This window comes from Mesobacillus subterraneus (assembly GCF_020524355.2).
Lineage (GTDB): Bacteria > Bacillota > Bacilli > Bacillales > Cytobacillaceae > Mesobacillus > Mesobacillus subterraneus_C.
The window spans coordinates 421,558-443,821 of the sequence record NZ_CP129019.1 but is presented as its reverse complement, the minus strand read 5'-3'; the positions used below and the strand labels follow the sequence as shown (position 1 = coordinate 443,821).

The following is a 22,264-nucleotide window of genomic DNA, read 5'->3' as shown; positions in this document are numbered from 1 at the left end:
CTCCCTTGTCTCAACTGGAGAACTTGGCTATAATTTCACATAGTACGCCTACTAGAATTGGAGCGATCCCTTTGTTCAATCTCGATGCAATAAAAAATCAACAAATTTTAAATAAAATCAATGAGAATATTTTGATTGCAAATGAGGATTACAAAATCGTTTTTATTAATGATTCTGCAATGAAATTATTAGCGCAAATTGGCCCTTATGTAGGAATTAATGATCCAGAAGAATTTATCGGGAGGGACGTAGGAGAGTTCCATGGCAGCCGCCCACAGAAAATCCTCGCCAAAGGTGAGTTCCCTCATTCTGCAAGCATCACTTTTTTCAATAAATTTTCGGCTGAAATTATGGTGGATATACTAACCAATAATGAAGGAAAGGAATGCGGATTTATCCTTACGTGGAAGGATGTAACCGAATTTGAAGAAACACTGGAGGAAAACAGAAAACAGCTTCAAATTCTTGATATGCCCGTCATCCCGCTTTCGGTGGACTCAGCAGTACTCGTTCCGATTATGGGAAAATTAACTGAAGATCGACTGGAATTGCTAGGGGAAAAAATCCTCTCACACAGCGCCCATCAAGGCAATCAGTTTGTCATTTTTGACTTTACCGGTGTTTCGGATGAACTGGATGCATCCATAGCGTTCCATCTGCAGCAGGTCATCAATGCCTTGAAGCTCATGGGTGTGCAATCAATTTATGTAGGAATCAGTCCAGAAATGGCCAAATCCATCGTGTTGAATGGTTTGCATGTTAATGTTCCAACTTTTAATACATTTGTCCATGGAATTCGCTACGTGTGGAAAGAAACTGGATTTGAACTAGTGAAAATTGAAGAATAATGAACAAAAATCATTGGATTAAGAAAACTGCATAATTAGTTATCCATAACTTAACAACTTGATAAATTCCTTTCCTATTAAGAAAAGCGCAAACGCCTCGTTCAGCCCCGACAAGCGCTGGAGGGTCGACCGGTGAAGTCGTTCTTTGACTTCACCTGAGCGGACCGAAATCGAATTGTATAGCCGACTGTCCAGAAACGGAGAAACTGGAGACTCCGACAAAGAAGCGCTTTTTGCTTCTGCCGGCGGAGTTGAAGTTTCGGAGTTTCTAGGAGGCGACACTAGACAATTCGAAATGCGGAGGCGACTGCCCAACTCCGACAAGCGTTGGAGGGCCTGACAGTGAAGTCGCTCTTTGACTTCATTGGCAGGACCGAAACGTCTCGAGGAGTTAGGAGCCAAAGCTAGACAATTCGAAATGCGGAGGCGACTGCCCAACTCCGACAAGCGTTGGAAGGCCTGACAGTGAAGTCGCTCTTTGACTTCATTGGCAGGACCGAAACGTCTCGAGGAGTTAGGAGCCAAAGCTAGACAATTCGAAATGCGGAGGCGACTGACCAACTCCGACAAGCGTTGGAGGGCCTGACAGTGAAGTCGCTCTTTGACTTCATTGGCAGGACCGAAACGACTCGAGGGGCTAGGCGCTGGAGCTGGACATTTCTCGAAGTGAAATTTATCCTTTCTTATCTATGAAAAAAGGCTTGGTCATAAACCGAGCCTATTAAGCTATTTATATAGATGAAAGATCGGAAACTGTTCTTTCATTCACTTCTTCACCTGTATTAACGGTTGATTTTGGTTCAAAGAAGATGACATGCGCTTCCTCCTCCGCAATGGGAAGATGCTCCACTCCTTTTGGAACAATCATGAATTCTCCTTCTTCCAGGTGCACATCATTATCCCTGAACTTAAGCAGCAGCTTTCCTTTCATGACGAGAAACATTTCATCCTCATGATCATGTTTATTCCAGATGAACTCACCCTTCAGCTTGGCGAACTTAACATGCATATCATTGATTTCCCCGGCAATTTTTGGACTCCAATAGTCACTAAAAAGCGAGAACTTTTCGCTGATATTTACCTTCTCCATCTTTGCCACTCCCCTATTCTGATGTATTTCCGAAAGGAAACTCTGTGTCTATCTCCCAATATTTCGTGACTGTATTCCCATTTGTTAAAATAACCCCTATTTGTACTTTTTTTGTTTTATTTTCAAAGGTCATGATGCCATGGGGTAAATAATCGTATGTTAAGCCGTTGTCAAATTTGAAATTACGCGGGCTTTCATTAATGTCTGATATGATTTTTGCAATCTCGTTCCTGTCTTTTAAAACCTGGATTGTCTCGCCTTTCATGCCGTGGATGGTCAGTTTATCAAAATCCCCGGAAAGTATCTTGTGATGGTACGCCCAATATAATGTAAAAAGGACGACACTCACCAGAATGAAAATTAATGATAAAAGTAATTTCCTTCTTGCCATGAATCCCCCTCCCATAATCATACTACCATTTATTTCATATCGGCTGATACAGTAAAAAGACCAATCCCGCAGTGGATTGGCCTTTCATTAATTTTCACAAAACAATAAGCTTAAAAATCGTCAAGCCGATACCAATCAGGAATCCACAGACAGCACCGTTCACCCTGATCCATTGCAGGTCTTTACCGACGTTGTTTTCCATCATATCAATCAGTGTTTCCGTATCAAGCTTGTCTAGATTCTCACGAACAAGCTTGCCGATCTTCGAATGATTTCTTTCAATCAGGCCTGCTATTTTAGCGTGGAGCCAGCTCTCGATCGCCGCCACTTTACCCTCATCTTCTTTGATCTCCTGTATGAACCTTTTCACCACTGGAGTCACGGTATTGTCAACAAAGCTGTCTGCTTCGATGAAAGCAATGACACGATCCTTTGACTTTGCCAGTACACCCCTGATTTGTCCAGTTAGATCCATATTCTCAACCATCATGTTTTTCCAATTCTGGATTTCGGACATTAATGCTTCGCGCTCATTTATGCTGCCAAGTTCTTTGCGGATTTTCTCAAGAATCATATGGCGGTAGCGATTATCTTCCTCCTGCAGGTTTTTCATTCTTTTTAAAATAAAGGACTGCAAAATGTTGCCGACTTTTTCTTCGGTGATCATATTGCTGAATGATTGAATGGCAAATTTCAACAGACCATCCGCTTCCGTAGTATCAATTGCTTGTTTTCCAAGTTTGCCAAGAACTATTTTTGCTTCATCCTGCGACGCCCACTTCTCCGTCTCCTTCAGTACATAATTAAATGCTGCCGCATCATATTCTTTCGCCAATACGTGGCTGGAGGCTTTCTGCAAGAGCTCAGAGGAATCTGCTGATAGAAGGAAGCCTTTGATTTCCTGTTCAATATTTGGCGCAAATCTTTCTACATCTATTTTTTTCACGACATCCAGGCTGAATGACTGGATGCTCTGCTTAACAGACTCAGAATGCAGTTCCTTCTCAACCGTTTCAAAAATTTTATCCAGAATATGAATCTGCTTGAACTTATCCATGATGCTCTCTTTCGTGAGCCAGTCATTTTCAAGCATATTAATTAACGCGCGCGTTACTTTATCACGATTTTTCGGCAGAAGCGCGGTGTGAGGAATTGGGATGCCCATCGGATGCCTGAATAGTGCTGTTACAGCAAACCAGTCCGCAAGTCCCCCGACAAGCCCGGCTTCAAAGCCTCCCATAAGCAGTTTGCCAATCAATGACTCCTGAAACGGCATCGTCGCGAGGAACCCCGCCCCCATAATCGCCAGCGAAATAGCCGCCAAATGTCTAGATCTCTTATCTCGATTTTCCATAAATCTCCCTCTGTTACTGTTAGATTGATTTCAAATGACATTCCATTACCTGTGAAAGGCTCGCAATGTCCTTTCAACTGCTCGTCCCGCTTGTATAGAGTTTACCTATGTGACCGTTGTTGTTTCGCAGCCTCATTTTGGCTTCTCATTTTGGCTAATAGATTTATTCTGTCGGACCTTTTTTGCTCTGCAGCATCATTTGACTAGTTAGTGCAGATTCTACTATAAAAGAACTATAGAGCCTACCAAAAAGAGTCTCTTCAATATTTTACCCAATATATAGGTGAGAAAGCTATAAAAAAGGAAAAGTCCCGGGAGCTTGGCGCCGGGACTTCATTATTATGGGTCTTTTACTTCATCCATTCTGGCTTTCCGAAGCCTTTGAATTCTTCATCGATGATTTCTTCAAATTCTGCAGATTCTACGACTTCTTTGATGTCCTTTGCAAATAGGGCATCCTCGTCTTTTGTATTGATGACGACACGGTTGCGGTATTGGTCTGGCATATTTTCCAGCTGCAGTGCCTCAAGCAGGTCCATTTTTGCTGCAAGCGCAAAGTTGCCAGGTACAGCTGAAAGGTCGACGCTATCTACTGCTCTTGGAAGCTGTGCTGCTTCAATTGGCTTGAACTGCAGTTTCTTGACATTGTCTTTTACATCTTTTTCAGAAACGGTAAGTGGGTCAGCATTAGGGTCAAGCTTAATCAAGCCAGCGTCTTCAAGAATCAAGAAGGCGCGTGCTGCATTTGTCGGGTCATTTGGAATCGCGATGGCAGAACCCTCTGCAACTTCATCCAGTGAATTGAACTTCTTAGAGTAAATCCCCATTGGCGCTGTTGGCACGACGATGACTTCCGATAGTTCAAGCTTATGTTCTTTCGCGAAGTTTTCCATATAAACCTTGTGCTGGAACAGGTTAGCGTCAAGATCATCCTTTGACAATGCCAGGTTCGGCTGGATGTAATCGCTGAACTCGACTACTTTCACTTCATAGCCTTTTTTCTCAAGAAGTGGCTTGATGGCTTTTGAGACCATATCGCTGTATGGACCGGATGTCGCTCCGAATGTCACTTTTTTTGCATCTCCGCTGGATGATGAGTCGCTGCCGCATGCAGCGAGCAGTCCGATTGATAAAAATAACACTACTGAAAAGAATAATTTTCTCATTTTAAAAGAACCTCCTATTATTTACCTTTTGTCTACTACTCTTGCAATTCTGTCTCCGCCAAACTGGATCAGCTGGACGAGGCAAATCAGGATGATGACTGTCGTGATCATGATTGTATTGTCGTATCTGTAATAACCGAAGCGGATCGCGAGGTCACCGACTCCGCCACCGCCGACAATGCCGGCCATTGCCGAATAGGCAACAAGGCTGATGATCGTGATGGTCACACCCTGAACGATGCCAGGCTTAGCCTCTGGTATAAGGACATCTTTAATAATCATCCACGGCGTTGCGCCTGTCGCAACAGCAGCTTCGATGACACCCTTATCGATTTCCCGAAAGCTTTGTTCTACGATTCTCGCAAAGAACGGGATTGCCGCGACCGATAAAGATACAGATGCGGCTGTCGGCCCGATTGTCGAACCCGCAATCAAATTCGCGAGTGGCAAGAGAGCGATCAACAAGATGATGAATGGAACCGAGCGAATCATATTGACGATGAAGCTGGCAATATTTTTAAAAACTTGATTTTCCAGAAAAAGTCCTTTATCAGTGACAAAAAGCAGAACCCCAGTAGGCAAGCCGACAATTATTGCGACAAGGATGGAGATGCCAACCATATAGATTGTTTCAAAAAATGCTTTGTTCAATTCAGGCAATAGTTCAATAAGGTTATCAAGCAGCATCACCAATCACCTCCAGATTTGTCGTCCTTGCCGCTATGTAGGCAATCGCCCGCTCAATCTCCATTTGTTCTCCCGTGACCTCCATGATGAAAATCCCCAGTGGAATGTCCTGAATATATTCGATTTTCCCATGGAGGATATTGCCGCGCACCTTAAAGGTTTGGAAAACATCTGAAATGACACCCTCTTCAGCAATCTCACCCTGGAAATAAATCTTGATCAGCTTTCCTTGACGCTCCTCCAGCAACCTTTCCGGCAATTCGAATTGAAGGATGGAGTTGACGAAGTCCTTTGTGAGCGTCTGCTGGGGATTCGCGAAAACATCATAAACATTGCCTTCTTCAATGATTTTCCCATCCTGCATGACCGCCATCCTGTCACAGATCGTCTTGACGACTTCCATCTCATGGGTGATGAGGACAATGGTGATCCCCAATTCACTATTAATCTTTTTAAGTAGAGATAGAATCGATTTCGTCGTGCTCGGATCAAGAGCGGAAGTAGCTTCATCACACAAAAGCACTGATGGATTGTTCGCCAGCGCCCTGGCGATGCCGACACGCTGTTTCTGTCCGCCTGACAATTGTGCCGGATAGACATCCTTTTTATCCGAAAGACCAACCATATCAAGGAGCTCTGTCACTCTATCCTGTATTTTTGCTTTCGGAAGGCCGGCTGCTTTCAACGCAAATGCAATATTTTCACTAACTGTCTTTGCGCTGACAAGATGGAAATGCTGAAAGATCATCCCAATTTTCAAGCGCGCCTTTCTAAGGTCATTTTTATTCAAAGAAGTAAGCTCTACTCCGTCAATATGTATCTCTCCTGATGTCGGCTTTTCAAGGAGGTTCAGGCATCGTATCAAAGAACTTTTCCCGGCACCGCTATAACCGACAATTCCATATATCTCGCCCTTTGCTACTTTTAATGAAACATGGTCAACACCTGTAACTGACCCTTTTTTCGTTTCGTATATCTTGACCAGGCTTTTCACTTCAATCATGTTTGCACCCCCGTTTTTTAAAAATAAGGCTCTGTTAAAGCCCAATCTTGTTATTACACCGTGTTGATTGTAGTGGAAGGCGCATAGACTCCTGCGGCATGAGCAAGTCATAGGGAGACCCCGCAGACGCATATAGCGCCGAGGAGGCTCCCCCACTGCCCTCGGGAAGCGAAGCGCCTGGAACGGAAATCAACAAACAGAGCTAAAAATAAAAATGCCTCTTTCATTCAAAGAAAGAGGCATCGTAAACATCTATACGACTTATCTTTCAGAATGAACTCATTCTGCAGGAAGTGGCACCTTTCCTAAAAAGGAGGTTGCCGGACGTCACAGGGCCTAATCCCTCAGTCTCTCTTGATAAGTAACTTATTCAATTAATTTCGATAATTGAAATATTAAAACTATCTGATATATTTGTCAATATAGTTTTTTCAGCGTTTTTTAATGACACCGCTTACATGATTGTCGGAGTAAGGAAATGTTTTTAAAAAAAGAAAAACCCTTGTTCACGATAAAACAAGGGCGCCGTAAACAAGGGAACCTGCGATGACATATGCAGGGTGGACTTTCAATTTTTCCATCAGGATGAAGCTGATTCCGCCAATCAGAATGGTCTGCATTAGACCGACCCCCTCATAGGAAGAGAAAAAGAAATCATAGGTCATGACTCCTAAAAGGACGGCAATGACAGGGCGGACGACGATTGTCAGCCTTTTGACACGCGGGGAATCTTTGAACTTCATTAAAAGTCCGAGCAGGCTGATCATTAGGATTAAGGATGGTGCGACCGTGGCAAATACCCCAACGATAGCACCGAGGATTCCGCCTTCTGCATATCCAATATACCCAGCCATCTTAGTTGCAATCGGGCCTGGCAGGGCGTTGCCCATTGCCAGCACTTCACTGAATTCGTTGACAGACATCCATTCATAGCGGTCAACAACTTCATTTTCAATTAACGGTATGGAGGCAGGTCCACCTCCATATCCTAAAATCCCGGGAATGAAAAAGTCCAAAAATATATGAAAGTAAATCATTGCTGCTCCCCTCCTGTTTGTTTGTTTTCAACTGGAGCAGGGTCTTTTTTCAGCAAGGCACCGAGCAGCAAGACAAAAATCAAAATAGCGGGATGCAGATTGAAGAATTGAAGAAGAACCAGACTGCCTATTAGCGCCACAGCTGTCCAGACCCATCCAAGCTTTGATTTACCTGACTTCTTGATAAAATCCCATGTAAGGACAGCAAGCATGACTGCAACAACTGGAACAACAGCCTCCGCCATACCTTTCACCCATGGCTCATCTTTGTATGAGTTCAGGCCGGTCAAGAGGAGGATCATCAGGATAATCGCCGGGATCATCGTTGCTGCCAGAGCATTGATCATGCCAAGATATCCCCCTACTCGATAGCCTATATAGCCAGCCATTTTCGTAGCAATCGGGCCTGGCAGTGCATTTCCCAAAGCAAGGACATCACCGAACTCATCAGAGTCCATCCATTTATATTTTTCTACCACTTCCTTATGTACAAGCGGAATCGAAGACGGGCCGCCTCCATAGCCAAGGATTCCCACGCGAAAAAACGCTAAGAATAAATCTCGTTGTTTCAAAACTTCACCTTCTCTTTGGTTATTGGTGCCTAAAGCGGTCTCTTTCTATAAATCTTATTGCTTTAATTTTATTATAGACTCCTATATTCGATACTGCATGTCAAATTCATATTAATTTGCAGGTCGATTGCCACACTAATTTACATCTTCCCCTTTAAAAGGTTCAGATCAGTGAAAATTCTCCTCGTCCCTTGACTTATTGGCGAATTTTTAATTTTCCCGACCACATTTTAAGTTATTTTGACCACATTTGTAATTAATTCGACCACATTTACACATATTCCGACCACATTTTGAATTAATTCGACCACTTTTTCAAATAATTCGACCACATACCCAATTAATTCGACCAAGTCGCATTTTTGCAGGTAAAAACACTTCCTCTGATTGAGTAACCAGCACGTCGGATAAAAAAAGTACCATAGCCCTAAGGCTATGATACTCTCTAAATTATCTATTAAACTTAAAAACAGAAACAGAATCATTCAACTCATTTGTCAGCTTTCTCAAGTCAGTAACCTTTTTCGATAGGTTGTCAAACGCCGATAATTGTTCAGTGGTGGAAGCAGAGATTTCTTCGCTTCCTGCTGCTGTTTCTTCGACGACCGCACTGATGGATTCGACATTATGAAGGACCCTGGCACCCAGTTCTTTAGATGCCTCCATACCTTCGACAAGCTGGGTGATTTTTTCAGAAATGCCGGTTACCTTTGACTCGATATTTCCAAATGCACTCATCGTTACATTCATTGACTCCATCTGCCAGTCTGCGATGGTAACGCCTCTTTTCACTGCCTCCCCAATCTCAGCGAGACCGCTTTTCAACTGGTTGACCATGTCGAAGATTTGTGTTGTGGCAGTGTTGGATTCTTCCGCCAGCTTTCTGACCTCTGCGGCGACTACCGCGAAACCTTTTCCTGCCTCACCTGCCCTTGCTGCTTCGATCGCAGCGTTTAAAGCGAGCAAATTCGTTTGAGCAGCGATTGCCGAAACGGAGGCGGTCATATCTTCAATTTTTGCTGCATAGCCTACAAATTGGTCTGTTGCCGACTGGATCGAATGGGAGGCGTCCTTGTTTTCCGAAATCAAGGCTTTTTGTCCTTCGATAGCCCTTCTTCCTTCGCCAATTGCTTGCACAGCTTCCAAGCTGTAAGAAGACGATTCCTGGGTATGGTCCAGGTTAAGCATAATTTCTTTATCCATATCTTCTATCAGTTCGACTGATTGCTGCAAATCTTCTGAAACGGTTTGTGCCCCTGCAGACAGCTCATCCGTTGAGACAGCGACTTGATTGGAGATTTCGGTCAATGCGATATTTTCCTGCTCAATTCCTTCTGCAAAATGCTCTACTTCCTTGCTCGCCATATTCACCTTTTGCAGCAAGGTTGTCAATTGTGCAGCCATCAGATCAAACGACTCATTCAAAGTTCCCAGTTCATCATTATGTTTATAAGAAATTTTTTTAATCATCAAGTTTCCTTTGGCGATTTCCTGTGCATTTATAGCAATCTGCTTCAATGGCTTGGTGATCGAACTAGTCAGCCTGATTCCGATTCCTCCGGCAACTAACACAAGCAGAATGCTGCCTATGATTGCCGACAATATAATGAATTGGATCTGATTATCCAGGTCCTCTTGCATCAAATCGTAATAATCATTGACCTGTATATTCAACAGGTGAAGATCATTCAGGATTCCTTCAATGCGCAGGGACTGGCGCTTCACTTCCGCACTATTATTCTCATCAAGTGCTTTTTTAGCTTCACTTTCCAAGGCAGTGAACTTTTCAAAAGCCTTGTTTAAAACATTTTTGCTATCATCCTGTTGAATCAAACCTTTGGCGTTCGTGAAAATTTGGGAAGTATTCTCCATTTTTGTCAAAGCATCCTGCCTGTTCCCTTCGGTAGGGTTGAACGAAAAATTGCTCAGGGATTGCTTCGCAGCAGATGTTTCGGACTGAAGATTCTGCACTGTCAGCAGGACCTGTACGTAATCCTGGTTGGATGCCTGGACCATCAGCATCCTGTAGATAATGAATGAGATCATCACAATCGATAACCCAATCGCAAGTAATAAGTTAAGTAGTAATTTCTTTTTTATTGTCATGTCGGCTCCCCCAGTTGCACCTTGTTAATCTAGCTGTATTGAAAGCTCATTTCTTGATAGTTTAGCTTCCAGGTCTTTTAAGCTTTTTTCCTGTTCTGGCGTCAGCTTGATCACCCTGATAGGCGCAAGCCCGACACCTTTTTCATTTATGCCTAATTCGATTTGCTTTGCTTTAAGCTTACTTTCCGTCTGAAACTCCTTGACTGTTTCATAAAGCGCGACATCGACATTTTTCAGCATCGAGGTAATGATGGCTTTTTCGGCAAAAAAGTACTGGTCACTATCCACACCAATAGCAAACTTTTTCTTGGATTGTGCTTCCTTCAATACACCGACACCCGTAAAACCTGCCGCAGCATATAGAACATCCGCACCTTCCTCAATCATTCCTGAAGCAATCTTTCCTCCAAGCTCTGCGTTGCCAAAATCATTTGCGTATGCAATTTTGACCACTGCTTCCGGATTCACAGCCTTTACTCCCTGTTCAAATCCAGCTTTAAACTTGCGGATCAGCGGAACATCCGCTCCGCCTACAAATCCAACGACATTTGATTTTGACGCCATTCCAGCCAAGGCACCCGCGAGGAAACTGCCTTGTTCTTCTTTAAAAGTAATGGAGGTGATGTTATCCAATTGTGATACAGAATCAACCAGGATAAATTGCTGTTCAGGATATTTTTCAGCTACTTTCTCCAGATCCTCAAGAACCATGAAGCCCAACCCGATGACAATATCATTTCCTTCTTCTACTAGCTCAGTGAACCCTTTTTCATAAGTACCTACAGACTGAAGTTCTCTATAATCAAATAGAATATCAAGCTCGTCTCTCGCTTTTACCAGTCCGGCAAAAGCCGAATCACTGAAAGATTGGTCTCCAAGTCCGACGTCAGACAACATTATGCCGATATTGACCCTTTCTTTCACTTTCCGTTCCGAGTTTGCACACCCAGCAAGGGTGCCAATCAGTAATAATAAGATTACAAGCATATTCATAATTGGTTTCATCTAGATGTCATGCTCCCTTTTCATCATTTATATGTATTTCATCGACCATAGCCATTTATTGTTTACGGGTATACAGAAAGTCTATCTTTTGTTAATTTTCTCACTACTCAAGGATAGAAAAAGCAGACTGTGCAAAACAGCCTGCTTCGATTTTTCATTATTTAATTTTCGTAAACCTGTTCAAGTCGCCATTTTCGCCAAGTACAATCAAGATATCCTCTGCTCTCAGCGTTTTCTCAGGATCTGGAGAGATGTCGACCTTGTTGGCAGTTTTAACGCCAATTACTGTGATATTGTATTTAGCACGCAGATTGATTTCAATCAAATTTTTTCCAGCCATGCTCATAGGAAGCTTTATTTCCTCAATACTGTAATCATCGGAGAGCTCGATAAAGTTCAAAACATTTGGTGATGCCATCAGCTGATGGGCGACTCTCTCCCCCATATCCCTTTCCGGGAAAATGACCTTGTCGGCTCCTACCTTGAACAATACTTGCGCATGGTGTTTGTTAAGAGCCTTGGCAACGACATTGGCAACTCCCATCTCTTTTAAAATAAGTACCGTGAGGATACTAGCCTGAATGTCATCCCCAATCGCTACAATGACAGTATCAAAGTTCCTTATCCCTACTGCCTTCAATGTTTGCTCATCCGTTGAGTCACCGATTACTGCATGAGTGACATGTTCTTTGTAGTCCTCAATATGTTGTTCACTTTTATCAATCCCCAACACTTCGACTCCTTCATTGTATAAAGTCGTCGCTACACTTGATCCGAAACGGCCCATGCCGATTACTGCGTATTGCTTTGCCATAAAAAACATCCTCCTACCCAATCATCACTTTCCCAGCCGGATATCGATAATGATCCTCTTTTCTTCTTTTCGCTACTGCAAATGCCAGTGTTAGCGGACCAACTCTGCCCGCGAACATGGTAATCGTTATTAATATTTTTCCGTATGATGACAGTTCTGGCGTCAAGCCCATTGAAAGTCCTACTGTTGAAAAGGCTGAGACTGTCTCAAAGAATATCATCAAAAAATCTTTTCCTGGTTCAGTGATGGTCAGCATCATTGTAATTAAAATCACTAAAAAAAGCGCAATCATTGTAACCGTCAATGATTTGGAAATGATGCTATGCTCCATTCTTCTGCCAAAAAAAGTGACATCCTCCCTGCCGCGAATTTGTGACTTGACTGCACCGATCAAGACGGCAAATGTCGTTGTTTTAATCCCGCCGCCTGTCGATCCTGGAGACGCCCCAACAAACATCAGGAAAATAATGAAAAACAAGGTCGATTGCTTCAGGTCCGGAATATTCAATGTATTGGATCCCGCTGTCCTTGGGGTGACAGCCTGATAAATTGCACCAAATATATTACCAGTCATTGTTAACGGCTTCAAGGTGGATGGGTTGTTAAATTCAAGAATGAAAATCAGGAGAGCTCCTCCGAATACCAGAACTCCCGATACAAATAAGACGATTTTTGTATGCAGGGAAATTCTTTTCGTGCTTCGATATTCAAACAGCTCATTCATGACGATGAACCCAATCCCTCCTAAACTAATAAGAGCAATCATGGTGAGATTGATAATCGGGTCTTCAGCATAGGCAGTGAGCCCGTTGAATCCACCCATCAAATCAAATCCAGCATTATTAAAATTAGAAATGGCATGAAAAAAACCAAAATAAATCGCTTCTCCTGCAGCCATTTCCTGTGAAAACCTCAGTGAAAGAATGATTCCACCAGCAATCTCGATCACCGCTGTAAAAAGAAAGATTCGTTTGACAAGCCTGACAATCCCTTCTACAGTCGCGTTATTCAATGATTCCTGGATGATCAGCCTTTCTTTAAATGAAATTCTTTTTCCTAAAATAAATGCAAATAAAGTGGCGAAACTCATGAAACCCAATCCGCCAATCTGAATCATCGAAAGGATGACCATTTCCCCGAATCTTGTGAAGGTATCACCGGTGTCAACTACGACAAGCCCTGTTACACATGTTGCGGAGGTTGCAGTAAACAATGCATCCAAAAACGGAAGTCCTTTCCCATTTACTGTTGAAGATGGCAATGACAGCAACAGTGTCCCTAAGAAAATAATTGCTCCAAACCCAAAGACAAGAACTTTCGGTGGGTCCAGCCTAAAAAATATTTTCCTGCGCATGATCCTTCCTTCTTTCCTTAGTATGAGGAATTATGCGTCTAATATTTCTATTCAGGGATTTTGTTCATACTGGAATTTTAAAATAGGCGACATATCTAAAATACAGCAAAACAAAAAAGCCCCCAGAGGCTAAAAGATTGCAGCCTTGTGGACTTATCAAAATTCTCGTCGCACAAGCTTCATCTTCCTCTTCTGCAACGCTTACGGAGTTAGCTGTCGGATTAGGGCTCAGAATAGCCCCGCCTAATATTAGGCCTCACCCCAAGTGGATTGCCTCCACAAAGTTGGTTCCCCCGCTCCAATCGGATTCAGCGATTTAGAAATATGAAACTCATTAAATTTTCGTTCAGAAATCTGAAACTGTTGTAATCATACTCCTGCGGCATTCCATTGTAAACACGAAAAGGAAGCCAAAAATGACTCATTTTATTCAATTTAATCCAATATTGATGACAAATCTTCGTTTCTCTTACTGAATCGCTGTTTTTCTTTGTTTTTCATTTTGGGCATAAGGATGACTTTCACTCCAGCGCTCGCGGTTTATAGCCATTCATTTAAAGGTAAATAATAGGGTTGATATTGTTAGTTTTAAATGTTTTGCAAACATTTTTTTTGGGAGGTTAGCGGGATGAAAGCCATGATTATATTAAATCCATCGTCAGGAAAAGAAAAAGCGACTGACTACGCTGAAAAAATAGAGGAAACCTTACAGGATAGGTACGATGTTATCGATATACGGAGAACCGAGAAAGAAGGCGACGCTTCTGCATTTGCTACTGAGGCCTGCATTGGTTTATACGATGCGGTCATTGCAATGGGGGGAGACGGGACAATCAACGAGGCCATTAATGGACTTGCCGAACAAGCCCACCGGCCTGCTCTCGGCATCATCCCACTCGGAACGGTCAATGATTTTGCCAGGGCACTCAGTATTCCGCTTGATCCCTATAAAGCCATTTCAATTCTGGCTGAGCAAAACCTCAAGCCTGTGGATATAGGTAAAATCAATGAGAATTATTTCGCCAATGTTATAGCATTAGGGGCCCTTGCAGAAGCTTCTTACAATGTAAGCCCTGAACTAAAAACCAGACTTGGTTCGCTTGCTTACTTTATGGAAGGGGCAAAATCTTTCTTACATGGAGAGGCAATCGATTTATGTGTCGAACACGAAAACGGTAGATGGGAAGGGCATACGTTCCTGTTGATCGCCTCCCTCACGAATTCTGTCGGCGGGTTTGAAGATCTGGCCCCCCGAAGCAAGCGTGAATGATGGAAAGTTCCATGCTTTTATAATCAAGAAGATGTCCGTCCCGAAAATCGCGTCACTCATCCCATCGCTTCTGAAGGGTGAATTGGAGGAAAGTGAAGAAGTTGAATATATCCGGACCTCCTTCCTTAAGGTAACTTCTGACAAACAGCATGTGGTGAACATCGACGGTGAAGAAGGCGATCCATTGCCTTTCAATGCCAAAGTCCTACCTGGACATGTTGATGTTTTTGTTCCTTTTAAAAATGAAAAAAACTGAGCGGGAATGTAATCCTTGCTCAGTTTTTTCGTATTTACTTCATACTAGAATTAAAGTTATAGAAGAACTTAGCTGTGATTGAGCCATCTTCGTTTTCCTTGATGTCCGTTACGTGAATACCAGAATCAGCCGGTGTTGCACCATAGCCCTTCCAGAAGTAGTAAGAACCTGTGTGGTACTCGGCAGGCACTTGTCCTGGCATGTCACCAACCGGCTCATCACCGTCAGGATATTTAGCCAGCAATACGAGCACAGGAACATAGCCTGTTGCTTCATTGTATGCCACATGATTAGGCTCTTCAATTGAAACCTGTCACAATAACGATGTTTTCTTGACAGCTATAGACTTCCTACCTTTTATCTAAAAAAACAAGACTTCGCAGGAGCGAAGTCTTGTTTAAATATATCCTACAGGATATCCATCCAAATCTTAATCGCAGTACCCAAAATCAATACTGCAAGAATGTACTGAAGGATCTTCGTATTTACTTTCTTACCTGCATTGGCACCGAGTGGTGATGCGATTAGACTCGCTACAACCATGATCAATGCTGGCCAGAATTCTACCTGTCCCGTGGCAAGTTTACCTACTGTGGATCCAATTGAAGAAATGAATGTAATGGCAAGTGATGTTGCTATTGTCATTCGAGTAGGGATTTTCAACACAACTAGCATGATTGGTACGAGCAGGAATGCACCAGCTGCACCTACGATACCTGCTCCAATCCCAACAATAAATGCGAAGAATGCTGCAAGCCATTTATTGAAAGTTACCTGGTCTAGCGGAATATCATCTACGCCCTTTTTCGGAATAAACATCATAACAGCTGCAATCAAGGCAAGGATACCGTAAACAAGGTTGATGCCGCCTTCAGACATGAAGCGGGATCCGTAGCTTCCGATCAATGAACCAACAAGGATTGCTGAACCCATATAAATGATCAATGTCTTGTTTAAGTACCCGCCCTTACGGTATGCCCAGACACCGCCGATAGTGGCGAAGAATACCTGGACCGCACTGATACCTGAAACCTCATGGGCACTGAATGCCGCGATGCCGAACAATGGCGGTATATATAATAGCATTGGATACTTAATGATTGAACCGCCGATTCCAACCATCCCGGAAATATAAGACCCGATAAAACCAATTAAAAATATGACGATAAGAAAAGTCAAATCCATTAGGCTTCCTCCTTATAAAAAAACTTTGTTGGTTAAGGAATAATAAAAATCTATTAAAAACCAAAAGAAAAGGGAGACAAACTCCCCCTTTTTCAATTACGCTTTCTTCATCCAGAACTTGAACACACCGTTTTCTTCTTCGTGATTCAGAAGTTCATTGCCAGTGGATTGTGCCCAAGCCGCCAAATCTTTTACAGCGCCTTTGTCAGTTGTATGGATTTCTAATACTTCTCCAGATTGAAGGTCAGTGATTGCCTTCTTCGTTTTGACGATTGGCATTGGACAAGCCAGTCCTTTTGCGTCTAATACTTTTGCTACATTCATGTTAAAATCCTCCTTGGTTGTTAAAAAAGTAATGTTTTCCTAATTGAATTATCTTACCGCACAGCGGTTTGGCCCGATTTCCCATTTCTCTTTGCTTTTCATCGTCCGGGTTGATTTTACCCATGTTTGTTTCACGAATCTCCTGGTATGCATTCGGCTGCGGTGGCAGATTCTCAGTGACCAGTTTTCTGAACTCAGCTTCGTCTTCAATGTTCAATCCGTGGTTTTTCGCGAATAGTGTACCTAATTTTTCAGATACGCTGCCATCTTCGTTTAACTCGTCGATGATCATGAAGTGTGCAGGAAGAACGACGAGCTCATCAGAAAGCTGCTTGTAACGAGTATAAAGAGAGTTTCTCAGGTCTGCTACCCAGTCTTCTGCTTTACCAGCCAGGTCAGGGCGTCCAATTGAGTCAATGAATAGTATATCCCCAGAAAGAAGATATTTTTCATCTACCACAAAGGATGTAGAACCGATTGTATGGCCTGGAGTGTAAAGTGCATTGATGTCGATGTTTGTTTCACCGATTTTTACAAGGTTGCCATCTTCTAGTGGCTGATAGCTGAATGTAACCTCATCAGCGTCTTTCGGTGGCAGCCAATAAGTGGCACCTGTTGCTTCTGCGATTTTTCTGCCGCCGGAAATGTGGTCTGCGTGCAGGTGAGTATCAAATACGTGCTTGATTTGAACGCCATGTTCTTTAGCGAAATCAAGATACACATCAGTCATTCTTGTAGCATCGATCAAAGCAGCTTCACCGTTTGAAACAACTGCGTAAGATAGGCAGCCTTTACCGATACGGACGAACTGGTACATGGCTCCTCCATCTTTAAGATCGCCAACCTTGACTGGCTCAAGGTGTTCGCTCCATGCTTTCATTCCGCCTTGAAGGTAAGATACTTCACGGCCTGCTTCTTCAAGCATTTCAGCAACCATTACTGATGAACCTTCTTTTGCACAGACAACAAGAACTTCTTTATCAGTTGGTACTTGATCTAGGATTTCTTCCACTCCGTCAAGAAGATCGAAGTAAGGAACATTCAGGTATTCGAAGTTTTCGCCTTCGATTTTCCAGTCGCTGAAGTCGCTCTCGTTACGTACATCTAAGATGAAGAATGATTCTTTATTGAATACTTTTGTAGTTACTTCTTTAGACGTCATTGCTTTCATAAATCACTTTACCTCCCAGGGTATAATTTTTCCCAAAAAATAATTACTGAACCTTATTTTCAGTTGGGCCATTCCAATCAGTCATGCCTGGTACTACATTCCAGACTTTCTCGAAGCCTTTACTAGTAAGTGTCTGGGATGCCATGTCACTCCTGTTGCCTGTGCGGCAAACAACAAGGATTGTTTTTGATTTATCAAGTTCTTCAAGTCGATTTTCAAGTTCCCCAAATGGAATAGATACAGCATTTGGGATATGTCCAAACGCATATTCAGCTGGCTCTCTTACATCAAGGACAACAACATCCTCATTTGCTTCAAGCTTTTTTACAACATCGTCGTTTGAAACAATGTTTGGATATTTTGTTTCTTCCTGTTCTTCACTTGCACCGCCTTTGCGGATATAGTGCTTAAGAACGGCGCCTTCTTCAATCGTTCCAAGGTACTGATTGCCTGAGCTTTTAGACCAAGCCTGGATATCCGCCCTAGAACCTTTATCCGTTGCAAGCACTTCTAAAACCTCGCCTGGATTTAAATTGTTAATTGCTTTTTTGGTTCGGACAATCGGCATTGGGCACGCAAGCCCTTTTGCGTCGACTGTGAAATTTGTTTTTACAGATTCCATTTGTAGACCTCCAATTTTAGTATCTATTAGATGAACAGGTTGACGTTTCCGTTCTCAGCATCAGCCAGGTAAGCAGCTACACCAGCAAACTCTACGCCTTCCATGATCTCTTCTTGCGTAAGACCGAATAAGTCTACTGTCATTTGACAGGCAACAAGCTTAACATCCTGTTCTTTTGCCATGTCAATCAAGTCTGGAAGCGGCATGGCATTATGCTTCTTCATAACGTCCTTGATCATTTTAGGACCGAAACCTGCATAGTTCATTTTTGATAATCCCAATTTGTTCGCGCCTCTTGGCATCATCTTGGCAAACATCTTCTCAATGAAGCCTTTGTCAGCCTGGATTGGCTCATCTTTCCTAAGAGCGTTCAATCCCCAAAATGTGTGAAAGATTGTCACTTCATGATCATAGGCAGCAGCACCATTAGCAATGATATAAGCAGCCATGACTTTGTCATAATCTCCACTGAATAAAATAATCGTGGTTTTTTTCTGTTCTCCCATTATCTCTCATCCCCTCTTTAATTACCGCAACGGGTATTTATGACTGCAAAAAAATATAATATCTTTTGTAACGTGATTACGTTGTTAAATACCTCACAGGGTATATATTATAAAAGATTAATACTTTTGTCAACCTTAATTATGAATTTTTTATGACTTTCTTATCGTCATTAGTACGCAGATAATAACATCCTATGAGTCGCTGTTGAATTGTTGAACTGAATTTGTGTTAGATCAATCTAGGTAAATGTAAAAGACGTGAGGTTGGCGACATCTTTATATAGAAGAAAGTAGTTTTTTGGAATAGTAAAATCATGAAATATCAGCAAGTCGAATCAGAGATCGACAGTGATTGGAGTTTGAAGTAGCAATAGTGGGATAGTAAAGTTAAACAGAAGCCTGGAAAAAATATATCTTTATAATTAGCAGATTGTAAAGATTGTGAATCCAGGTTTGATCATTCTTCATCAAGCATTCGATATTTTACACTTTCATCGTAAAGCCGGTTTTTCTTGCTCCAAGCCCAGACAATCCCTGCTGAAGCAGTGAATGCGAACATAACCATGAGTAAGAGCCAAGCTCCAGGTACCATAATTGCACCCCCTTTTTGAAAATTGTCCTATACTATCGCATTACTCTAACAGAAATTCCGGAAACCGTCCAGAGTATATATTAGGGGGTTGTAAAAAAAAAACTTTGAGATTACAATGTGTTCAAATTAATTTGGGAGGTAAACGAATGGAACATGAATCCCTGGGTTTTTACTTCGATTTGCTTTATTATATCGGAGTCCCTATCCTGATTATCTTCGTCCTTGATACACTGCGCAAAAATTATAATAAAAAAGAAGAACAAAACGAATAATCTCTGACAGAACGAAATTTTTTCGTTCTGTTTTTTTTTGCCAAAATTGTAAATAAGGCTAGATTTTTTCCAATTAGGCAGGTCGTATAAAACAATTGGATAAGGCTATAAAAAACTTGAATAAATTTAATTCTCTATGGGATGTATCATGTAACATAGCAGATTGTGAAGAAATCGTGAAATGTTTGTGTTTATTTTATGAACAAGGGAGTGTCAAGATGTTTACAGACGAAAAATGGAGTTCATCCAAGAATTGGTTCATCGCTGCTGTCTTTTGGATCATCATCGGCATGAGCATGGGACTTCTTACTGCAACAAAACAAATCTGGCCAGAATTATTGAACAATCGCTGGACAACTTATGGGCATGTTCGCTCGGCGCACGTAATGCTCGTTATCTACGCTTGGTTATCAATGGCTTATGTGGGATCCATGTTCTACATGATTCCTAAGCTTTCTAAAACGAGGGTTTATAGCGAGAAACTCGGGAATTTCGCTTTAGTATTTTATAACATCGTCATTTTAGAAGGATTCTTCGCATTGCTTTTTAGCCAAACCGAGGTCATCGAATATGGAGAATTTCCATTATGGGTAGACGTTCAGCTTCTTGTCGCAATTGGACTTGTTGCTTATAACCTTTTTAAAACAGTTGGACGCCGCCAGGAAAAAATGCTTTATGTCAGCCTATGGTATTTCCTTGGCTCATTGCTATGGCTGCCATTGACTTGGATTGTCGGAAACTTCCCGGCCCAATGGATTCCAAGTGGAGTACAGCAAGGTTTGATGGGCTGGTTCCTTGGACATAACGCAATCGGCCTTTGGATGACAACAGTCGGTGTCGGACAGATCTACTACTTGCTGCCTAAATTGACAGGACGTCCATTATACAGCCACCAGTTATCCATGATTGGTTTCTGGGCAATCGCCACTTTCTATGTTTGGAATGGTCCTCACCACTTGATGAACGGACCAATCCCAGGCTGGATCTCGAAAGCGGGGGTCATTCCCTCCATCGTCCTATTGATTCCTGTTTGGGACGTTCTAGCCAACTTCTGGGGAACGATGAAAGGTTCTTGGTCACAAACAAGATCAAGTGTACCGCTTCGTTTCACAGTGGCAGGTACAATTTTTTACCTGTTCGCATGTCTACAGGGACCATTGCAAGCCCTTCCATCAGTAAGTTCAGTCATTAAGTTCACTCACTGGACTGTCGGGCATGCTCATATGGGACCCTTCGGTGCGTTCTCATTCACATCTTTCGCAGCACTCTATTACATCCTTCCTAAAATCGTAGGACGCGAAATGTTCAGCAAGAGAGCAATGGAAGCTCACTTCTGGTTCTCTACGGTTGGTTTCCTGGTATTCGCATTCTCATTGTGGATCGCAGGTGTTGTACAGGGATTCGCCTGGATCGAAGGTGTTCCATTCCTGCAGACTGTATTGATGATGGAGCCTTACGTACAAGGCCGCGCAATTGGTGGAACAATGATGTATGTAGCTCAGTTCTTCCTTGCATGGAATATGTATAAAACTATTAAACTTGCAAAACTTGAGAAAAAACAGCAAGCACAGCAGCAAGCTGCTACTGCTTAATGAGGAGGGAACACGTTGGAACGTAAACCATCAGCTGTATTAATCGTTGCTTTAATTCTATGGACTTTCGGTGTAGCCGGAACGGTCATCCTTCCCCTCTTCGACCAGGAAATCAACTCTGCGACCGCGAGCGGTGAGCTTCGCAACTATGCAGAAGATTCTGCTGAAGCAAGAGGAAGAGAAGTATATGTCCAGAATGGCTGCCAGACTTGCCACACTCAATTCGTCAGAGCCTTGCCTGCCGATACAAATCAAAATCTTGGCCCTGTATCAAAAGGCGGCGACTACAAATATGATTTGCCCCATCTTTTGGGATCGAACCGTACAGGCCCGGATTTGATGTGGGTTGGCTTGAAATATAACGAAGACTGGCAGCGCCAGCACTTGATTGATCCCCAATCAACAAGCCCAGGCACAATCATGCCTTCGTTTGATTATCTGTCCAATCAGGAATTGGATGATCTTGTTGCTTACTTGATGAGCCTCAAGCCGACTCAAGAAAGACTTGAAGAATACAAGAATGAAATGAATGAAGCGGAATCAATGGACCATAATTAAGCCTCATTCACATAACCATTACCTTAGGCCCCAGTGGTTTAAGGTAATGATTTTCTATCACAGCATTTTAAAGGCAGGTGTAAAAAATGAAAAAAGAATATCAGCAACATGATAGCAAAGAGGCGGATATTGTCTCTGGCATTAAAATTCAGCACAATAAAGTGCCGAAGCTCCTGATAGCTGTATTTTATGTTGTGGTCATCTGGGCGATCGGATATGCGATTTTCATGCCTGGAAAGCTTGCAGTCGAACCTGCTGCCGCTCCACAGGATAATAAAGGAGAGCTTATTTTTGAAGGCACTTGCCTGAGCTGCCACGCTACAGGTGCAGCACCTGACTTGAAAGGTGTAACCGACAGGATGCCGGAAGAGGATATCAAAAATGTCATTAAAAAAGGCCGTAACACGATGCCTGCTATTGGTCACCTTTATACAGAGAAAGAAATCGATAAAGTTTATGAATACTTAGAGGACTACAGATAAAGAAAGG

The 22,264-nt window shown here is 42.5% G+C and carries 26 protein-coding genes, 1 pseudogene and 2 riboswitches; of the genes and pseudogenes, 8 read left to right on the top strand and 19 right to left on the bottom strand.

What is annotated here, in order from left to right:
• Positions 1–23 precede the first annotated feature (23 nt).
• Positions 24–848, top strand: a complete 825-nt coding sequence (locus tag LC048_RS02180; RefSeq protein WP_226601877.1) for an STAS domain-containing protein — start codon at positions 24–26, stop codon at positions 846–848.
• A gap of 145 nt (positions 849–993) precedes the next feature.
• Positions 994–1,188, top strand: coding sequence for a hypothetical protein (locus LC048_RS02175; protein ID WP_226601876.1), 195 nt, complete (start codon positions 994–996; stop codon positions 1,186–1,188).
• 390 nt (positions 1,189–1,578) lie between these two features.
• On the opposite strand, the gene LC048_RS02170 is transcribed toward LC048_RS02175, so the two are convergent.
• The 12 genes from LC048_RS02170 to LC048_RS02115 form a co-directional block, all read right to left on the bottom strand.
• On the bottom strand, positions 1,579–1,938 hold the full coding sequence (locus LC048_RS02170) for a cupin domain-containing protein (RefSeq protein ID WP_226601875.1): 360 nt from the start codon (positions 1,936–1,938) through the stop codon (positions 1,579–1,581).
• Between the two features lie 13 nt (positions 1,939–1,951).
• Positions 1,952–2,329 (bottom strand): hypothetical protein, encoded by a 378-nt coding sequence (locus LC048_RS02165; protein ID WP_226601874.1) that lies wholly within the window; start codon positions 2,327–2,329, stop codon positions 1,952–1,954.
• Between the two features lie 94 nt (positions 2,330–2,423).
• Entirely contained in the window at positions 2,424–3,683 is a 1,260-nt protein-coding gene (locus LC048_RS02160) for a DUF445 domain-containing protein (protein ID WP_226601873.1), read from the bottom strand.
• Between the two features lie 350 nt (positions 3,684–4,033).
• The gene (locus LC048_RS02155; RefSeq protein WP_226601872.1) at positions 4,034–4,849 is read right to left on the bottom strand and encodes a MetQ/NlpA family ABC transporter substrate-binding protein; all 816 of its coding nucleotides are present in this window, start codon (positions 4,847–4,849) and stop codon (positions 4,034–4,036) included.
• 21 nt (positions 4,850–4,870) lie between these two features.
• Positions 4,871–5,536: a methionine ABC transporter permease gene (locus LC048_RS02150; protein WP_226601871.1), complete on the bottom strand. Its 666-nt coding sequence runs from the start codon at positions 5,534–5,536 to the stop codon at positions 4,871–4,873.
• A complete protein-coding gene (locus LC048_RS02145; RefSeq protein WP_226601870.1) occupies positions 5,526–6,539 on the bottom strand; it encodes a methionine ABC transporter ATP-binding protein in 1,014 nt (337 codons plus the stop codon). The genes LC048_RS02150 and LC048_RS02145 overlap by 11 nt, the downstream gene beginning before the upstream one ends.
• Before the next feature lie 258 nt (positions 6,540–6,797).
• Positions 6,798–6,903: riboswitch (SAM riboswitch) on the bottom strand.
• Positions 6,904–7,045: 142 nt separating this feature from the next.
• Positions 7,046–7,576 (bottom strand): chromate transporter, encoded by a 531-nt coding sequence (locus LC048_RS02140; protein WP_306049320.1) that lies wholly within the window; start codon positions 7,574–7,576, stop codon positions 7,046–7,048.
• Positions 7,573–8,148, bottom strand: a complete 576-nt coding sequence (locus tag LC048_RS02135) for a chromate transporter (protein WP_226601868.1) — start codon at positions 8,146–8,148, stop codon at positions 7,573–7,575. The genes LC048_RS02140 and LC048_RS02135 overlap by 4 nt, the downstream gene beginning before the upstream one ends.
• A 450-nt stretch (positions 8,149–8,598) precedes the next feature.
• Complete coding sequence (locus tag LC048_RS02130) at positions 8,599–10,254, bottom strand: methyl-accepting chemotaxis protein (protein WP_306049318.1); 1,656 nt, start codon at positions 10,252–10,254, stop codon at positions 8,599–8,601.
• 24 nt (positions 10,255–10,278) lie between these two features.
• On the bottom strand, positions 10,279–11,259 hold the full coding sequence (locus LC048_RS02125) for a BMP family lipoprotein (protein ID WP_226601866.1): 981 nt from the start codon (positions 11,257–11,259) through the stop codon (positions 10,279–10,281).
• Between the two features lie 157 nt (positions 11,260–11,416).
• Positions 11,417–12,073 carry a potassium channel family protein gene (locus LC048_RS02120; protein WP_226601865.1) on the bottom strand — a complete coding sequence of 219 codons (657 nt, stop codon included), beginning with the start codon at positions 12,071–12,073 and terminating at the stop codon, positions 11,417–11,419.
• Positions 12,074–12,086: 13 nt separating this feature from the next.
• Entirely contained in the window at positions 12,087–13,427 is a 1,341-nt protein-coding gene (locus tag LC048_RS02115) for a TrkH family potassium uptake protein (protein WP_226601864.1), read from the bottom strand.
• Between the two features lie 182 nt (positions 13,428–13,609).
• Positions 13,610–13,751, bottom strand: a riboswitch (cyclic di-AMP (ydaO/yuaA leader).
• 304 nt (positions 13,752–14,055) lie between these two features.
• Between LC048_RS02115 and LC048_RS02110 the strand changes: the two genes are divergently transcribed.
• On the top strand, positions 14,056–14,697 hold the full coding sequence (locus LC048_RS02110; RefSeq protein ID WP_306049315.1) for a diacylglycerol/lipid kinase family protein: 642 nt from the start codon (positions 14,056–14,058) through the stop codon (positions 14,695–14,697).
• Positions 14,663–14,953 (top strand): diacylglycerol/lipid kinase family protein, encoded by a 291-nt coding sequence (locus tag LC048_RS02105; protein WP_306049313.1) that lies wholly within the window; start codon positions 14,663–14,665, stop codon positions 14,951–14,953. Before LC048_RS02110 ends, LC048_RS02105 begins: the two co-directional genes overlap by 35 nt.
• Positions 14,954–14,987: 34 nt before the next feature.
• Here LC048_RS02105 and LC048_RS02100 read toward each other — a convergent pair whose 3' ends face one another.
• The 7 genes and pseudogenes from LC048_RS02100 to LC048_RS02070 all read right to left on the bottom strand — a co-directional run bounded on the left by LC048_RS02100 (position 14,988) and on the right by LC048_RS02070 (position 19,353).
• Positions 14,988–15,239 carry a hypothetical protein gene (locus LC048_RS02100; protein WP_226601862.1) on the bottom strand — a complete coding sequence of 84 codons (252 nt, stop codon included), beginning with the start codon at positions 15,237–15,239 and terminating at the stop codon, positions 14,988–14,990.
• Between the two features lie 122 nt (positions 15,240–15,361).
• A complete protein-coding gene (locus tag LC048_RS02095) occupies positions 15,362–16,138 on the bottom strand; it encodes a sulfite exporter TauE/SafE family protein (protein ID WP_226601861.1) in 777 nt (258 codons plus the stop codon).
• A gap of 96 nt (positions 16,139–16,234) precedes the next feature.
• Entirely contained in the window at positions 16,235–16,462 is a 228-nt protein-coding gene (locus LC048_RS02090) for a sulfurtransferase TusA family protein (RefSeq protein WP_226601860.1), read from the bottom strand.
• A gap of 48 nt (positions 16,463–16,510) precedes the next feature.
• Positions 16,511–17,633: pseudogene (locus LC048_RS02085) on the bottom strand (MBL fold metallo-hydrolase).
• A 43-nt stretch (positions 17,634–17,676) separates the two neighbouring features.
• Positions 17,677–18,255 carry a sulfurtransferase TusA family protein gene (locus tag LC048_RS02080; RefSeq protein ID WP_226601858.1) on the bottom strand — a complete coding sequence of 193 codons (579 nt, stop codon included), beginning with the start codon at positions 18,253–18,255 and terminating at the stop codon, positions 17,677–17,679.
• A gap of 26 nt (positions 18,256–18,281) precedes the next feature.
• The gene (locus LC048_RS02075; RefSeq protein WP_226601857.1) at positions 18,282–18,761 is read right to left on the bottom strand and encodes a DsrE/DsrF/DrsH-like family protein; all 480 of its coding nucleotides are present in this window, start codon (positions 18,759–18,761) and stop codon (positions 18,282–18,284) included.
• A 457-nt stretch (positions 18,762–19,218) separates the two neighbouring features.
• Positions 19,219–19,353, bottom strand: coding sequence for a hypothetical protein (locus LC048_RS02070; RefSeq protein WP_264188344.1), 135 nt, complete (start codon positions 19,351–19,353; stop codon positions 19,219–19,221).
• A 146-nt stretch (positions 19,354–19,499) separates the two neighbouring features.
• On the opposite strand from LC048_RS02070, the gene LC048_RS02065 reads away from it, so the two are divergent.
• The 4 genes from LC048_RS02065 (at position 19,500) to LC048_RS02050 (ending at position 22,257) form a co-directional block, all read left to right on the top strand.
• Complete coding sequence (locus LC048_RS02065; protein WP_264188343.1) at positions 19,500–19,625, top strand: hypothetical protein; 126 nt, start codon at positions 19,500–19,502, stop codon at positions 19,623–19,625.
• A gap of 218 nt (positions 19,626–19,843) precedes the next feature.
• A complete protein-coding gene (locus tag LC048_RS02060) occupies positions 19,844–21,217 on the top strand; it encodes a cbb3-type cytochrome c oxidase subunit I (protein WP_306049309.1) in 1,374 nt (457 codons plus the stop codon).
• Between the two features lie 15 nt (positions 21,218–21,232).
• On the top strand, positions 21,233–21,775 hold the full coding sequence (locus LC048_RS02055; RefSeq protein ID WP_226601855.1) for a cbb3-type cytochrome c oxidase subunit II: 543 nt from the start codon (positions 21,233–21,235) through the stop codon (positions 21,773–21,775).
• A gap of 86 nt (positions 21,776–21,861) precedes the next feature.
• Positions 21,862–22,257, top strand: a complete 396-nt coding sequence (locus LC048_RS02050; protein ID WP_306049307.1) for a c-type cytochrome — start codon at positions 21,862–21,864, stop codon at positions 22,255–22,257.
• Positions 22,258–22,264: the final 7 nt, after the last annotated feature.

Excerpts from the sequence above, each read along its gene's own strand:
- LC048_RS02120 (WP_226601865.1), bottom strand. The coding sequence starts at position 12,073 with ATGGCAAAGCAATACGCAGTAATCGGCATGGGCCGTTTCGGATCAAGT.
- LC048_RS02140 (WP_306049320.1), bottom strand. The coding sequence starts at position 7,576 with ATGATTTACTTTCATATATTTTTGGACTTTTTCATTCCCGGGATTTTA.
- LC048_RS02130 (WP_306049318.1), bottom strand. The coding sequence starts at position 10,254 with ATGACAATAAAAAAGAAATTACTACTTAACTTATTACTTGCGATTGGG.
- LC048_RS02145 (WP_226601870.1), bottom strand. The coding sequence starts at position 6,539 with ATGATTGAAGTGAAAAGCCTGGTCAAGATATACGAAACGAAAAAAGGG.
- LC048_RS02075 (WP_226601857.1), bottom strand. The coding sequence starts at position 18,761 with ATGGGAGAACAGAAAAAAACCACGATTATTTTATTCAGTGGAGATTAT.
- LC048_RS02050 (WP_306049307.1), top strand. The coding sequence starts at position 21,862 with ATGAAAAAAGAATATCAGCAACATGATAGCAAAGAGGCGGATATTGTC.
- LC048_RS02165 (WP_226601874.1), bottom strand. The coding sequence starts at position 2,329 with ATGGCAAGAAGGAAATTACTTTTATCATTAATTTTCATTCTGGTGAGT.
- LC048_RS02065 (WP_264188343.1), top strand. The coding sequence starts at position 19,500 with ATGGAACATGAATCCCTGGGTTTTTACTTCGATTTGCTTTATTATATC.
- LC048_RS02115 (WP_226601864.1), bottom strand. The coding sequence starts at position 13,427 with ATGCGCAGGAAAATATTTTTTAGGCTGGACCCACCGAAAGTTCTTGTC.
- LC048_RS02155 (WP_226601872.1), bottom strand. The coding sequence starts at position 4,849 with ATGAGAAAATTATTCTTTTCAGTAGTGTTATTTTTATCAATCGGACTG.
- LC048_RS02125 (WP_226601866.1), bottom strand. The coding sequence starts at position 11,259 with ATGAAACCAATTATGAATATGCTTGTAATCTTATTATTACTGATTGGC.
- LC048_RS02150 (WP_226601871.1), bottom strand. The coding sequence starts at position 5,536 with ATGCTGCTTGATAACCTTATTGAACTATTGCCTGAATTGAACAAAGCA.
- LC048_RS02090 (WP_226601860.1), bottom strand. The coding sequence starts at position 16,462 with ATGAATGTAGCAAAAGTATTAGACGCAAAAGGACTGGCTTGTCCAATG.
- LC048_RS02160 (WP_226601873.1), bottom strand. The coding sequence starts at position 3,683 with ATGGAAAATCGAGATAAGAGATCTAGACATTTGGCGGCTATTTCGCTG.
- LC048_RS02080 (WP_226601858.1), bottom strand. The coding sequence starts at position 18,255 with ATGGAATCTGTAAAAACAAATTTCACAGTCGACGCAAAAGGGCTTGCG.
- LC048_RS02070 (WP_264188344.1), bottom strand. The coding sequence starts at position 19,353 with ATGGTACCTGGAGCTTGGCTCTTACTCATGGTTATGTTCGCATTCACT.
- LC048_RS02170 (WP_226601875.1), bottom strand. The coding sequence starts at position 1,938 with ATGGAGAAGGTAAATATCAGCGAAAAGTTCTCGCTTTTTAGTGACTAT.
- LC048_RS02095 (WP_226601861.1), bottom strand. The coding sequence starts at position 16,138 with ATGGATTTGACTTTTCTTATCGTCATATTTTTAATTGGTTTTATCGGG.
- LC048_RS02060 (WP_306049309.1), top strand. The coding sequence starts at position 19,844 with ATGTTTACAGACGAAAAATGGAGTTCATCCAAGAATTGGTTCATCGCT.
- LC048_RS02110 (WP_306049315.1), top strand. The coding sequence starts at position 14,056 with ATGAAAGCCATGATTATATTAAATCCATCGTCAGGAAAAGAAAAAGCG.